The sequence below is a fragment of the Nonomuraea sp. NPDC050680 genome (genome assembly GCF_040654555.1).
Taxonomy (GTDB): Bacteria; Actinomycetota; Actinomycetes; order Streptosporangiales; family Streptosporangiaceae; genus Nonomuraea.
On record NZ_JBFAIF010000010.1, the window covers coordinates 128,604 to 143,716 of the forward strand.

A 15,113-nucleotide genomic window follows, 5' to 3' on the forward strand; every position below is an offset into this window, starting at 1 on the left:
GAACCGCAGTCTCAAGCTACGGAACCGCAGGAAGGGTCTCAGGCCATGGAACCGCCGCAGGCTTCTCAGGCCGCGGAGCTGCTGAAGGCCGGGGCCGTGCTGCCGCCCGGCACCGAGGGGGCCGGCGAACGGGCCGTGCCGATGACCGCCCGCACCTACCGTCATCCCGGACTGGACGACCGTGTGGTCGTGCGACTGGTCGCCGGGGAGCTCGGCTCGGCCGAGGACCTGGCCGCGAGCTTCCTGGGCCTGGTGCCCGACGGGGAGCCCGTCGAGGTCGGGCTGGGCCTGCGGCGCTCGCTCGGCTTCCCCGAATGGGTGCTGGTGCACCACCCCGAAGACGGCCATCACGCGCTCGCCGTCGTGCCGGAGCTGGAGCGCGCGGCCCGGCAGGCGAAGTCCAAGCCGAAGGCCGCGCTCGACGCCTACCAGCAGCTGGCCGCTCAGCTGGCCGCGTCCGTGCCCCACTTCCTGCCCACGTTCTACGAGCAGAGCGGCCGGGTGTTCCTGGGCGTCGAGAACGCCACCTACGCCGCGCAGATGTTCGCCGGCGCGCGCCGGGCCGAGGCGCAGCACGGGCTCGCGATCGACGAGGACCGGCTCGACGAGGTGTTCCTGGAGTTCGCGCTGGCGGGGGCGCTGCCGGTCAAGGTGCTGTCCGGCTACGCGAAGGAGCTGGCCGCCCGGGTGCCCGCCGACGAGGCGCTGCGCCGCTTCACGCGGCTGTGCGTGCGGCGCACCGCGGGCGGGCTGCCGCCGTCGGCGCAGATGACGACGGACCTGCGCCGCCTGGCCAAGGCCGCCGGGGTCGACGTGGACGCGGAGGAGCAGGCCTACCTGGCCGAACTGCTCGCCCTGCCGGCCGCCCATCGGGCCGCGACGGGCTGGTGGAAGGCCCACCGTACGGGGATCGCGGCGCTGGCGTCGCGGGAGCCCGAGGTGCGGATGACGCTGCTGAACATCATGCCGGAGGCCCGGGACGGAGAGCTGGCGGGCCTGTGGCTGGAGATCCTCGAGGCGTCCGGCGCCACCGCCGGGCTGGTCTCCGGCGAGGCGCCGGAGCGGCCCGGCGACGGCACCGTCGGCTGGCTCGAACGGTTCCTGAAGGCGCGCAACTACGGCTGGGGGGTGCCCTCCCGCCTGCCCGCCCTCTACACGTTGGTGGAGCGGGCGGCCGACCAGCTGCGCGCCGAACTGGCCGGGCAGAGACGGACGCTGGCGATCTCTTACGACGTCGACCTGCTCGATCTGCTGCTCGCCCTCGGCCTTCCGGTGCGCGATCCCGAGGACCGCGACTCGCTGCGGCTGGAGCCCTGGGCGAAGGGGGAGGGGCAGCGCGACCTGGTCGCCCTGGCCGCCGACGCCCGGTTCGGGCCCTCCTTCGAGCGCGCGGCCGACGGCTTCAGCGACGACGAGGACGGCCGGCGGGCCATCCGCCTGCTGGCCAAGTCCCCCGGCGGCCGGCCGATGCTGGCCGAATGGACCCGCAAGGTGGCCCTGCGCTCCACGGCCGCCGGGCTGCCGGACCTGCCCGACGCCCTGCGACGGCTGGCCTGGCTGCCGGGCGAGGCGCTGGTCCTGGCCGAGGACGAGGTACGCCGGGCGGCGGCGGCGCAGGTCGCGCCGGTGCTCGCCCGCACCCTGCGGGGCGGCCTGTTCGACGAGCTGGGCTGGCCGGCCTGGGAGGAGGCGGCCGCGTCGCTCGTACCGAAGAAGGACGTCGACGACATCGTCGTCGCCGACGCCTGGCCTTACCTGCTCACGGCGGGCACCGCGCAGGCCCGGGTGCTCGGTCCCGAAGGCACCGTGCTCACCCATGACCTGCGCATCCCGGCCGGAGACTGCTGGAACGGCGTCGGCCTGCACTATGTTGACGGCGAGTTGCTCGTCTACTGGCAGTCCCGCGACCTTGACTTTCGGCTGCGCGGCTACTGGCACACCGCCCCCGACCGTCTCCACCCGATAGAGGGCGCCACCAACACCCGCGGAACGCGCATGGACTGGTACCGCGGCGACGACGCGGTCACCCTGCCCCTGCCCGGCGGCGGACGGACCACTGGTCAGGGGGTGCTGCACCCTGGCGACACGGCCCTTCCCGCGGAGTCGTCGGTGATCACCGACGGCACCTCCTACTGGGTGTGGACCTGGGACGGCTCCGACCGCGGCACCACCGACTGGTATGAGTACCACCCGGTCAGCGGACAGGTGGGCAGGAAGGGCATGCCCGCCTTCCTCGCCGACGCGCTCCGCGACGCCCCGGCCGGCAGCGAGTTCCACGCGGGCTGGCTGGTTCCCGCGCCGTCGGACGAGGCCACCCCTGTGGGCACTCCCGTCGGCGGGCTGTTCGGCTGGCGCGTGGTGCGACTGCCCGACGGGTCGAGGCGCGGTGAGGACGTCTCCGGCCGTACGTTCACCCTGGCGCCCGGCGCCGGGACGCCGATGCGTGCTCTGACGTTCCCCGGTGACGACCGGCCGCGGGCCATCGTCAGGGGAAGCTACCAGCTCAGCCTGGTCGATCCGGACGGCGTGGTCACGGCCGTGGCCCGCACGGACGACGCCCCCGGCCACTTCGCCAGGGGCAGCCTCATCCTGCCGCCGCTGCGCTACTGGTGCTACCTGCGCCCGAGAGACCCGGAGGGCTCCGCGGCCCTGCGCGCCCTCGACCTGGACACCGTGGCGGCCCTGCTTGAGGTCGCCGGGGACGAAGACCTGGAGGCGCGGGTCCGGACGCTGCTTCCGCAGGTCAGCCATGACGCGCTCGTGGCCGGCATCGCCGGGGTCGTCCGCTTCGCCGGCATGCAGCAGACCTCGTTGCACCGCGTCGCGGCCAGGCTCTCCGAGGCGCTCGCCGGCGGACACCAGGAGCAGGCGCCCGCCGGTCCCACGGACGCCCTGCTCGACCAGGCGCTCAGGGGGCTCGGCAACTTCGTCGAATACTCCTGGCGCCTGCGGGCCGACGGCGCCTTCCAGCAGATCCAGACGATCGGGCGGCGGCTGGCGTCGGCGTCGGCTCCGTCGGTTTCGGCTTCGTCTGAGTCGGGCACCTCTGAGCCTGGCACGGGCACCTCTGCGCCGGGAGTCTTGGCGCCGGGAGGCTCGGCGTCCTTGGCGTCGGGGCGTTCGGAGCCGGGCCCCGCGGGGGCGGCCTCGTCGAGGTTGGGCCGCACTCACCTGGACCTGCCCGAACTGCCGGGCTCGGGCCTGCGATGGGACCCCCTGCTCGACCACACCGCCGCCTTGGTCTTCCGCGTCGCGTCGGTGACGGTCGAGGAGGAACACCGTGCCACGCTGCACGAGGTGCTCCGCGCACTGAGCGAGGCCGGGCTGCCCACCACGGCCGATCCGTCCCGCTGGCGACGGATGGACCTGCACCTCGACAAACGCCACCTGATCAAGCCCGACGGCAACTGGCGCGACGGCGACTGGCTCGGGACCCTGCCACTGGACGATGGCGCGTTCCTCGCCTTCGTGAGCTCGGGATCCCCGGACGACTCCGGTTGCGTGTGGTCGGTGCTGTTCCACGACCCGGCCGGGCGGTTCGACGTCCCCCACCCCTACACGGCCCGGTCCTCGGTGCCGGTCGGGGTGGCGCGGGAGGCGGGCTGGCTGGAGGCGCTCTTCACCGAGCTGGCCGCGCGGGGACCGGCACCCTGGCGACCCGAGGCGGCCGAGGAGTTCGCCCGGCTCACCGGCGTCTCCGAGACGATGGCCCGGCTCATCGTGGCGGGTCTGCCGTCCGTGGACTCGCACGAGCGCAACTTCCTCACCAAGGAAATCCGCACCACGATCGGCGTGAAGCTGGCCGATGCCTCCGTCGCCAGGGACGAGCTGCGCAAGACGGACGCCGGCATCCGGCGGGCGGTCGTCGCGGCGTTCCTGCCCAGCGACCCGGCCCGGCTCTGGAGCGACGGCCCGGACGTGGCCGCCGCGGCGGCGGTGTGGAACGACAAGGTCGGGCCGCAGGCGGCGATTCCCGAATGGCTGCTCGGGGAGACGGCTCGCGCGGTGCAAACCGGCTGGGACGCGAGCCGGGCACTGCGGGCCCTCCTCGATCCGGCCGCCACGCCGGAGCTGAGCCACGACCTGGCCTGGGCCGTCCGCGGCGACCGGGTCAGGCCCGTCGACGACAACGCCACGGGGTTCACCGCGAACGAGCTCGTCATGGTCGTCGCCACGGCGGGGTGGCTGGCGTACCGGCTGCCCGCCGGAGACCCGATCCGGGCCGCGCTGCCGGGGGCGCTGGCCGCGGTCCGCGACCGGCTGGCCAACCCGGACCTGATGCTCGACCTGGGCCGATTCGTCAACCTGCCCGCGTTCAGGAAGGCCGCCGGAGCCCCGACCGAGACCGGTCAGGGCTATGAGCGGTACGGCGCCGTCGTCATACCCACCCATGACGACAGGCCCGCTCCCGCCATCCGGGTGGCGTCGCTGGACGCGACAGGCGCCGATCCCTACCTGCGCGCCCTGCTCGGGACCGAGGAGCCGTTCCCCGTCGAGATCGCGCTGCGGACCTTCCGCGCCCCGCGGTTCGGGGCGTCGCTCGCCGATCCCGGCGACCCGGTGCAGGGGGAGCGGGACGCGGACGGGACGTGGTGGCCGCAGGATCCCACCCGGTCCGTACCCGATCTGGTCATCGAGGTGGCGAAGGAGTACGGGCTCGGCGAGGACGCCGCGGCCCACTACCTGATGCTGCTGGCCCTTCCCGATCCCACCGATCGCAACGTCGCCCGGTGGACGGGCTGGAAGCCCGTCCGGCTCAAGGCGGCCCGCGCCGAGCTGGCCGCGACCGACCTCGTCGTCGAGGCGAGCCGGAGCCGGGCGGCGCGCACGCTGTTCCTGCCCGGTGGCTGGGTGGAGCAGGGAGCGCCGGGTCTTCCGGTGGAGCAGTGGAAGCTGGCCCTGTTCGACCAGGCCGACGTGATCGGTTATGGGAGCACGCCGCTGGTGCCGATCGAGCCCGTCGCCGAGCTGTACGTCAGGTCGTGGCAGCGGGTTCGGGACGGTGACGTGCCCCGGTTCGAGGAGCTCAAGGTCAAGCGCGGAAGGCGCCGCTGAGCCGGCATCGCCGCACCCCGATATTTCACGACTTAAAGGACTTCACCTCATGACTTTGACCGAAGACCGGGCTCCGGCCCGGCAGGTGCTCTCCGCCGAAGAGCGGTACACCGACGAGCTCGCCTTCCTCGCCTCCTACGACGACGGCCCCCGCCCGCCCGGCTGGGCGCTGACCCCGCGCGCGGTGGTGACCTTCATCTGCGGCAGCGGCGGGGAGACCCTGCAAGGGCCCACGTCCCGCATGAAGGTGGCCACCAAGTTCGTCGGCGAACGCGCCCTCGTCGAACGCTGCGTGGTGACTCTCGCAGGAGAGCGCGGCCTGCTGCTGGTCGGCGAGCCCGGCACCGCCAAGTCGATGCTGTCGGAGCTGCTGGCCGCCGCCGTGTGCGGCACCAGCGCGCTCACCGTCCAGGGCACCGCGGGCACTACCGAGGACGCCTTCCGCTACGGCTGGAACTACGCCCTCCTCCTCGCCCAGGGTCCCAGCCCCGCCGCGCTGGTCGACTCCCCGGTGCTCACGGCCATGCGCTCCGGCCGCGTCGCCCGGGTGGAGGAGATCACCCGCTGCCTGCCCGAGGTACAGGACGCCCTGGTGTCGATCCTGTCCGACCGGCGGGTCAGCGTGCCCGAACTCGCCGGCACCGAAGACGCCCAGGTGGCAGCCTCGCCGGGGTTCACCGTGATCGCCACGGCCAACCTGCGCGACCGCGGCGTCTCGGAGATGTCGGCCGCTCTGAAGCGCCGTTTCAACTTCGAGACCGTCGACCCCATCTCCGACGCGGAGGCGGAGACCACCCTGGTACGCCGCCAGGCCACCGCCGTGGTCCAGCGGGCGGGCGCCGCCTTCGGCGTGGACGACGCCGTGCTCGACGCGCTGGTCACCGTCTTCAGAGACCTGCGCTCCGGACGCTCGGCCGAGGGCTGGGACGTGGAGCGCCCCGGCACGGTCATGTCCACCGCCGAGGCCGTGCAGGTCGCGGCCTCGCTGGGGGTCGCGGCCGCGTACCTGCCCAGTGGGGACGTCCTCGACCTGGTGCCGGGCCATCTGCTGGGTGTCGTACGCAAGGACGATCCCGCTGATCACGGTCGGCTCCTCGGTTACTGGGACGGGCCGGTGCGACGGCGTGCCGAGGACGGCTCCGCGATGTGGCGCCGCCTCTGGGACCTGCGGGAGAACCTCCGTTGACCACCCAGGACATCGATCCGCCCGTTCAGTGCGGCCCGGATGCCGGTTCCGCCTGGGACGCCGATCCCAGGCGGGCGGTGGGCGAGCTGGCCTCCTCCACCCGGCCGTACCTGCTGGGAGTGCGGCACCACAGCCCCGCGCTGGCGGTGGCCCTGCCCGCGCTGCTGGACGCCGCCGACGCCGAGGTGGTCTGCGTCGAACTGCCGGCGGACTTCCAGCCGTGGCTGACGCACCTGGCCGACCCCGCGACCGTCGCCCCGGTCGCCCTCGCGGGGGCACGTGGCGACGGGGGGTTGGGTTTCTACCCGTTCGCCGACTTCTCGCCGGAGCTGGCGGCCATTCGGTGGGCCTGGAAGCGCGGCGCCGAGGTGCTCTGCTGCGACCTCCCGCTGTCCGACCCCGGCTGGCACGCCACCGACCAGGCCCCGCTCCCGGGCCTGGCCGAGAGCTCCGGCACGTCGCAGGGTACGGCCGAGGAGTCCGGCACGTCGTCGGAGAGGGCGGAGGAGTCCGGCACGTCGTCGGATAAGGCGGAGGGGTCCAGCACGTCCCCGGACATGCCGGAGGAGTCCGGCACGCAGCCGGGGGTGTCGGCGGGTGGGGCGGGCTCGCGAGGGATGTCCTTCGCCGAGGCGCTGGCCGCCGCGGGGACCGGCCGCGATGGGGACGACATGTGGGACCGGGCCGTGGAGGTCCTCGCCCCCGGCTGCGAACCCGAAGCGGTCCGCCGCGCCGCCCTCGGCGTTGGCTGGGCGTTGCGCAGGGACGCGACGGCGGCAGGCGGGGTCCCGGCCATGGACCTGGCCCGCGAGGCGCACATGCGCCGCGTCATCGCGGGCGCCGCGACCGGCGGGCGGCGAGTCGTCGCCGTGGTCGGCGCCTTCCACGCACCCGCGCTGACCTGGCCAGACACGGACGGCTCCATCGTCTCGTCCGCAGATGACAGCAGTGTCGGCTCGTCGCCGGTCACCTCGCTGGTGCCGTACGCCTTCGACCTGCTCGACTCCCGCTCCGGCTACCCGGCGGGGATCCGTGACCCGCGCTGGCAGCAGGCGGTGTTCGCGGCGGGCGGCGATCCCGAGCGGGTCAGGGACGGCGCCGCCCGCGCCATCACCGACCTGTGCCGGGAGCTCCGCGCCGCCGGGCACACGGCGGGCACCGGGGAGGCCGTCGAGACGCTGCGGCTCGCCTGCGATCTGGCCCGGCTGCGCGGCCTGCCCGCCCCCGGCCGGGGCGAGCTGCTGGAGGCGGTGACGACCGTACTCGGCCAGGGCGAGCCCCTGGGCCGGGGACGGGCTCTGGCCAAGGCGCTCGACACCGTGTTCGTCGGCACCGAACGCGGCCGGACCGCGCCTGGCACGCCACGTTCGGGGCTCGGCCCGGCCGTCGAGGCGGATCTCGCCGCGCTCAGGCTCCCGTGCCCGGACGATCCCGAACGCCGTGAGCTACGCCTCGATCCGCTCCGCTCCGACCTGGACGCACGCCGGGAGGTTCTCCTGCGGCGCCTGCTGGTCTGCGGCGTCGGCTATGGCGAGCCGATCGAAGTGGTGGGCACCGGCGATTCCACCGCGCTCACCACCAGATGGCGGATGGCCTGGACCCCGGCGGTCCCGGCCCTGCTCGACCTGGCGGGCGTACGCGGCGTGACCCTCGCCCAGGCGGCGGCCGGCACACTGCGGGAGACCTTCCGCCGTGAGTCCGCGGAAGGGGGACCCACCTGCGCCCTGATCCTCGACGGGCTCCGCGCCGCGGCCGGCTGTGACCTGCCCGACCTGGTCGCGGACCGCCTGGCCGACGCCGCCGTCGCGCTGCCCGCCACCGCCACGCTCACCGAGCTGCTCGATGCCCTCGACCTGCTGGAGGCGCTGCGCCGACAACACCTGCCCGGCACCACGCCGGAAGGCCGCCGGCACGCCACCGAACTGGTCGGCACCCTGCTGGAGGCCGCGGTTCGCGCCCTGCCCGGCCTGGCCGGCAGCGACCAGCCGGAAGACGCGGTCGCCCTGGTCGCCCTCGCCTCGCGGGTCGGCGAAGAGCGCCTCGGGCTGCGGATGGACGACGCCCTGGCGGTGCTGGCGCGTACCGCGTCCCCGCTCATGCAGGGCGCGGCTCTGGCCGCCCGGGTGCTGCTCGACCTCGACAGCGCCGACGCGCTCGGCGACCGGGCCGCCGGCTGGGTCGACACGGCCACCAGCCCGGACGGGCGCCTGCGCCTGAGCCGCCTGCTGACCGGCGTGCTCACAGCGGCGGGGCCGCTGCTCCAGTCGGCGCCGGCCGCGCTCGACCCGCTCATGGACCGCGTGGACGGCTTGTCGGACAAGGAGTTCCTCGCCCGCCTACCGGCGTTGCGCGGCGGGTTCGACACGCTCAGCCCGGCCGGCCGTACCCGTTTGCTGGGGGCGGTGTCGGAGCGGCTCGGCGACCGGCTCGACCTGTCGCTGGACGCGCCGCCCGCGCTCCTCGCTCTCTGGACCGCCGCCGACGCCGCCGGCCTGGCCGCCCTGAACGCACTTCGGCTCCCCATGCCCGCCGTGGTCGGCGCGGCATCCGAAGGGCCGGACGGGCGGACCGTACCGGCCGGGCGGGAGGCGGAGGCGGTTCACCCTGAGGAGGCGGACGCGGCTCTCTCCGAGCCCCCGCACCCGGCCGATGAGGACGGGCGCGCTGAGCGGAGGCTGCTGCCTGCTGACCGGTGGCGGTTGCTGCTCGGGCGGGAGTCCGAGCGGCTGCCGGCCGGTGCCCGTGCGTACGCGCGCGCCCTGGACGAGCTGTACGGCGCGGGACGCGGGGAAGGCGCCAACGATTTCGGGCCGGGCGGTGACTCCGGCGGCAGGGAGCACCCGTTCCCCACCGCTCGTGAGTGGGGGGAGGAGCTGGAGGCCCTGTTCGGTACCGAGGTGCGGGAGGAGGTGCTGGCCAAGGCCGCCGATGCCGGGCGTATCGATGTGCTCGGCGAGCTCGACCCCGCCTCGGTACGGCCGTCCGTCGAGCTGCTCACCTCCGTACTCTCCCTGGCGGGCGGCCTGCCGGAGCAGCAGGTGGCCAAGCTGCGGCCGCTCGTACGCCGCCTGGTGGAAGAACTCACCAAGGAGCTCGCGACGCGGATGCGGCCCGCCATGACCGGCCTGGCGACACCGCGCCCGACGCGCTGTCCGGGTGGGCGGCTCGACCTGCCGCGCACCCTTCGAGCCAACCTGTCGCACACGCGCCGCCTCGACGACGGCCGGCTCGTGGTCGTCCCGGAACGGCCGGTGTTCAGCACCCGCTCCCGGCAGGAGGCCGACTGGCGGCTGATCCTCGTGGTCGACGTGTCCGGGTCGATGGAGGCGTCGGTGGTCTGGTCCGCGCTCACGGCCGCGGTGCTGGCGGGCGTACCCACGCTGTCCACCCATTTCCTGTCGTTCTCCACACAGGTGATCGACCTGACGGACCGGGTGGCCGATCCGCTGTCCCTGCTGCTCGAAGTACGGGTCGGCGGGGGTACGCACATCGCGGCGGGACTCGCCCAGGCCCGGTCGCTGGTCACGGTGCCGAGCCGTACGCTCGTCGTGGTCGTCAGCGACTTCGAGGAGGGCTACCCGATCGGGGGCCTGCTCGGTGAGGTGCGGGCGCTGGCCGGGTCCGGTGTCCACCTGCTGGGGTGCGCGGCCTTGGACGACAGTGGCGTACCCCGCTATTCGATTCCCGTCGCCCAGCAGCTCGTCGCGGCCGGCATGCCCGTCGCCGCCCTCAGCCCGCTCGCCCTCGCCCGATGGGTGGGCGACCGCCTCAGGGGAGAGAAACCATGAACGCCCCCACTTCGCTACCGCCGGTGGCGCCGCAGGTGGTCGCCGCCGCCGTCGAGAGCCTCACGTCCCGGCTGCGCAAGAAGCTGGACGCGGCGATCGAGCAGTACGCCGCCGTGCCCGTCGTCGCCGACGCCGAGGGCATCCGGATCAGTTGTGGCGAGGACGCCGTCGTCACGCTCTCGCCGGGACCGTCCGGCGCGATCGCCGACGACGGTCAGGCGCGGTGCGGCTGCCTCCTGGCGCCACGGTGCCTGCACCGCGCGGCCGTACTGAGTGCCTGCCCGGTGGCGGACCCGGAGTCGATGGAGACGGACACCTCGGACGGCTCGCTCGCAGGCGCCGACCCGCTCGGCGCCGATACGTTGGCGGGGCCCGCACCTGATGGGACACCCGCAGAGTCGGCCGCAGAGCCCGCGCACGCGGGGATCGTGGGACCAAGTGCCACGCGGGCAAGCACCACAGCGCCAAGCGCTGCCCAGACCGCAGGTCCGAACGCCGCTCAGGGAGCTGCGGAGCCCGGTGTCGCTCCGGCGCCGGCCGCCGCGCAGGTGGCGGCCGCGTCAAGTCTGTGGGCCGCCGCCGCGGCCATCCTGTCGGCCGGGGTGCCCGCGGCCGGCGCGGTGCCGCAGGCCGAGCTGCTCAGGGCCGCACACTCGGCCAGGCTGGCGGGGCTGCCCAAGGCCGAGGCCGCCGCTCTGCGGGTCGTACGCGGGCTGCGGGCGGCCCGGGCCCGACATGAGGGCCACCGCCTGGCCGACCTGGTGTCCGCGCTGCGCGAGCTCCTGCTCACCGCGGGTCGGCTGGCGGGGGCCGATCCCGACCCCGCGCTGGTCGGCAGCGTGCGCCGGAGCTATCAGCCGGGCGGGAGCCTGCGGGTGTACGGCGTCTTCCGGGAGCCGGTGATCAGTGCCACCGGTTATGGCGGAGTGGTCACCCACCTCCTCACGGAGGATGGCCGATGGTTCTCGGTGGCAGACGTCAAACCGGGTGGTTCGGCCCGCGCCCGTGGGGCCGCCACCGCGCCCGTCTCGATCGGCCCCGCCATGATGAATCACGCGCAGCTGGCCATGGCGGGACTGTTGATCACCGGAGCCACGATCTCGCCGGACGGGCGTCTGGGGGCGGGCGGCGGCGTACGGGCCACCCCGGTGAAGGGGATGCCGTGGACGGAGGGTCCGATGGCGGCCCTGTTCGCCCGCCCGCTGGCGGAGGCGGTGGGTCCCCGGCTGTCCGGGCACGCCTGGAGCGAGTCGGACACGGAAGACAAGGCTCGCGAACCAGTCGGATGCGATCTTATGATCGTCGGCGCGGCGGGCGACCACGTACTCGCTCGCGAACTGCTACCCGCGAGTGGCCACCTGGCCGCCCCCGGTGTGACACCCGAGGGTGACGACTTGGCCGCCCCCGGAGTGAGACCCGACGGCCTACCATCAGCCGATCCCCGGAGCCCGGTACGCGCGCACGGCCCGCTGATCCGGCTCGTCCCGGCCACCAGCCACCCAGACCTGGCCCATGTCGCCAACCTCCAGCGGCTCGCGTCCCGCCCCGGTCTGGTGGTGCGGGTGGTGGGCAGGGTGGATCCCGACCGGGCGGCAACCCTGCGCCCGCTCGCGGTGGGCCCGGTGCCGGGCGCCGAGGCGACGCTCCGCCTGCCTGCCGAATGGCACGACAGGGCCGACCTCGGGTACGACCGCCTGCAGGGCTCTCACCTCCCACCGCAGGACGCGTGCCTGCCGGGGCAGCCGGGCGCCGGGACCGAGGTGGACCCGGTGGCGAGCGCACCGCTGTGGCGGGTTCGCCGGCTGGTCGAGCTGGGCGTATCCGGAGGGCGGCGCGCGGTGGCCGAATCGGCGCGCAGCGGTGATTCCTACGCCCCGCTGCACCGGGCCGGGTTCCGTTCCGCCGCCGACCTGGCCACCACGCTCACCGCCGAGGCCGACCGCAGGTCGCGCGACGTGTTCGGCCGGTTGGCGGATTCCGGCCCCGACCGGTACGCGTGGGCGTGGCTGGCCGCCGCCACCCACCTCGTGGCCACGGAACGCGCCATGATCCAGGCCTCCTGGCAGAGCGAGCTCGCCAGGTGATCGGCCCGGGGGTCTGCCGTCCCGGTATGCGGGCCCCTGGGCGGTGGTACGTTCACGTGTCGGTGAGCGGGCGTCAATTACCACCACCACATAAAACGGATGCGCAGCTGAGCCGGCCAAATCCGCCAATGGTACGGCTCGCCATGTCATGGAGGCGGGAATGAGTGATGTCCCTCGGCGGGCGGAGCCTCTGGCGGACACCCATCCTGAGCAGGCGCGTCACCCGTACATGCAGGCCACAGGGGAAGGCATTCCAGGCGCACATACGTGCTCCTACTGGCCGCACGTCGTGGTCGTGAACGTGAGGCAATGTTCGAGCGGTTGCGCCGGACAACGCCGGACAAGTGCATCGGCGCCACGGCGGAGATCGCCCATACCGGTCTCTTCCTCGGCGGCCCCCGATCGAGCTTCATCACCTGCGCGACGGTCGCCATCGACGTGGCCGTACCATCGTCTGGCCGCCCTCAAACGGCCGTGACCCCCCGCTCGCACCGCCTCTGCCGCCGCGGCATCACTCCCGCAGGCTGCGGCCGGTGCACGAGGGCAGCGGCCAGCACTCTACCCTTCGGCATAAGAAAGGTTTTTGACGATATGTTCGCAGACGTGGAGCGGAGTACCCAGTGACTGACTCGACCATCATTTACACGCACACTGACGAGGCCCCGGCCCTGGCGACGTATTCCTTCCTGCCAGTGGTCCGTGCGTACGCCTCACAGGCGCGTGTCGCGGTGGAGTCCCGTGACATCTCGCTGGCCGGGCGCATCCTCGCGGTCTTCCCCGAGTACCTGAAGGAGGAGCAGCGGATCAACGACGATCTCGCGGAGCTGGGGGAGCTGGCCAAGACCCCCGCGGCCAACATCGTCAAGCTGCCCAACATCTCGGCCTCCGTCCCGCAGCTGAAGGCGGCCGTCGCCGAGCTGCAGGCCAAGGGCTACGCGCTGCCGGACTACCCAGACGAGCCGAAGACCGACGAGGAGCGGGAGATCCGCGCCCGTTACGACAAGGTCAAGGGCTCCGCCGTGAACCCGGTGCTGCGCGAGGGCAACTCCGACCGCCGCGCTCTCGCCTCGGTCAAGAACTACGCCAAGGCCCACCCGCACCGCATGGGCGCCTGGACCTCCGAGTCCAAGACCAACGTGGCGACCATGGGCGTGGACGACTTCCGCTCCACCGAGAAGTCCGCGGTGATCTCCGAGGCCGGTTCGCTGCGCATTGAGCTGAAGGGTGACGACGGCTCCACCATCGTGCTGCGCGAGTCCGTGCCGGTCCTCGAGGGCGAGGTCGTCGACGCCTCGGTGATGCGCGTCGCCGCCCTGCGCGAGTTCCTCGCCGCGCAGGTCGCCCGTGCCAAGGACGAGGGCGTCCTGTTCTCCGTACACCTGAAGACCACGATGATGAAGGTCTCCGACCCGATCATCTTCGGTCACGTGGTGCGCGCCTTCTTCCCGAAGACGTTCGCGAAGTACGGCGGGACGTTCGCCGCGGCCGGTCTGACCCCGAACGACGGTCTGGGCGGCATCTACAAGGGCCTGGAGAACCTGCCCGAGGGCGCCGAGATCAAGGCATCCTTCGACGCTGAGCTCGCCGAGGGCCCGAAACTGGCCATGGTCGACTCCGACAAGGGCATCACCAACCTGCACGTGCCGTCCGATGTCATCGTCGACGCCTCCATGCCGGCCATGATCCGCACCTCCGGCCACATGTGGGGTCCGGACGGCCAGGAGCACGACACGCTCGCGGTGCTCCCGGACTCCAGCTATTCCGGCGTCTACCAGGCCGTGATCGACGACTGTCGCGCCAACGGCGCCTACGACCCCTCCACGATGGGCTCCGTCCCGAACGTCGGCCTGATGGCACAGAAGGCCGAGGAGTACGGCAGCCACGACAAGACCTTCGAGATTCCCACCACGGGTACCGTCCGCATTGTCGACCAGGCCGGCAACGTCGTGATCGAGCAGACGGTCTCCGCCGGCGACGTCTTCCGCGCCTGCCAGACCAAGGACGCCCCGATCAAGGACTGGGTGCGGCTCGCCGTCACCCGCGCCGGCGCCACCGGCGACCCGGCCGTGTTCTGGCTGGACGAGGACCGCGCTCACGACGCCGTGCTCATCGAGAAGGTCCAGCGGTACCTGACGGAGCACGACACCGAGGGTCTGGACATCCGCATCCTGTCCCCGGTCGAGGCGACCAAGCTGTCCGTGGAGCGCATCCGCCGCGGCGAGAACACCATCTCCGTCACCGGCAACGTGCTGCGCGACTACCTGACGGACCTGTTCCCGATCCTGGAGCTGGGCACCAGCGCCAAGATGCTGTCGATCGTCCCGCTGATGGCGGGCGGCGGCCTGTTCGAGACGGGCGCCGGCGGCTCCGCCCCGAAGCACGTCCAGCAGCTGGTCAAGGAGGACTATCTGCGCTGGGACTCGCTGGGTGAGTTCCTCGCGCTGATGCCGTCCTTCGAGCAGTACGCGAAGACGACCGGCAACCAGCGTGCCCAGGTCCTCGCCGACACCCTCGACCGCGCCACGGCGACCTTCCTCAACGAGGACAAGTCCCCGACCCGTCGCGTCGGCGGTCTCGACAACCGAGGCAGCCACTTCTACCTGGCCCTGTACTGGGCGCAGGAGCTGGCCGGCCAGACCGACGACGCCGACCTCGCCAAGGCGTTCGCCCCGCTCGCCGAGACGCTCGCCGCCAACGAGCAGAAGATCGTCGACGAGCTGATCTCCGTTCAGGGCAAGTCGGCCGACATCGGCGGCTACTACCAGCCCGACCCGGCGAAGGCCGCTGCGGTCATGCGTCCGTCGGCGACCTTCAATGAGGCGCTCTCGATCCTCGCCTGACCCGCGGTCCGCGGTCCCTCAGGTGGTCTCTGGCCGAAGCTGGGCGATCCGGGCGGCACACTGCCGTCCGGTCAAGCCCGGTAGGCCAGAGCCCTCCTCAAGGTGGGTCTCGGAGTGGACGAAAGGAGAAGGGGCCGCCGCTGACCTCGCCCTACGATCG

General features: G+C 73.2%; 5 protein-coding genes. All 5 read left to right on the top strand.

Features of this window, described 5'->3' with window-relative positions; translation table 11 throughout:
- Positions 1 to 45 precede the first annotated feature (45 nt).
- The 5 genes from AB0H88_RS30015 (at position 46) to AB0H88_RS30035 (ending at position 14,953) form a co-directional block, all read left to right on the top strand.
- On the top strand, positions 46 to 5,055 hold the full coding sequence (locus AB0H88_RS30015; RefSeq protein WP_357650230.1) for a DNA-binding protein: 5,010 nt from the start codon (positions 46 to 48) through the stop codon (positions 5,053 to 5,055).
- A gap of 49 nt (positions 5,056 to 5,104) precedes the next feature.
- Positions 5,105 to 6,241 carry an AAA family ATPase gene (locus AB0H88_RS30020; RefSeq protein WP_357650232.1) on the top strand — a complete coding sequence of 379 codons (1,137 nt, stop codon included), beginning with the start codon at positions 5,105 to 5,107 and terminating at the stop codon, positions 6,239 to 6,241.
- A complete protein-coding gene (locus AB0H88_RS30025) occupies positions 6,238 to 10,029 on the top strand; it encodes a DUF5682 family protein (protein ID WP_357650234.1) in 3,792 nt (1,263 codons plus the stop codon). The genes AB0H88_RS30020 and AB0H88_RS30025 overlap by 4 nt, the downstream gene beginning before the upstream one ends.
- On the top strand, positions 10,026 to 12,113 hold the full coding sequence (locus AB0H88_RS30030) for a hypothetical protein (protein WP_357650236.1): 2,088 nt from the start codon (positions 10,026 to 10,028) through the stop codon (positions 12,111 to 12,113). The genes AB0H88_RS30025 and AB0H88_RS30030 overlap by 4 nt, the downstream gene beginning before the upstream one ends.
- A 620-nt stretch (positions 12,114 to 12,733) precedes the next feature.
- Positions 12,734 to 14,953 (top strand): NADP-dependent isocitrate dehydrogenase, encoded by a 2,220-nt coding sequence (locus AB0H88_RS30035; RefSeq protein WP_357650238.1) that lies wholly within the window; start codon positions 12,734 to 12,736, stop codon positions 14,951 to 14,953.
- The last annotated feature ends 160 nt before the right edge of the window (positions 14,954 to 15,113 follow it).

Excerpts from the sequence above, each read along its gene's own strand:
- AB0H88_RS30015 (WP_357650230.1), top strand. The coding sequence starts at position 46 with ATGGAACCGCCGCAGGCTTCTCAGGCCGCGGAGCTGCTGAAGGCCGGG.
- AB0H88_RS30020 (WP_357650232.1), top strand. The coding sequence starts at position 5,105 with ATGACTTTGACCGAAGACCGGGCTCCGGCCCGGCAGGTGCTCTCCGCC.
- AB0H88_RS30030 (WP_357650236.1), top strand. The coding sequence starts at position 10,026 with ATGAACGCCCCCACTTCGCTACCGCCGGTGGCGCCGCAGGTGGTCGCC.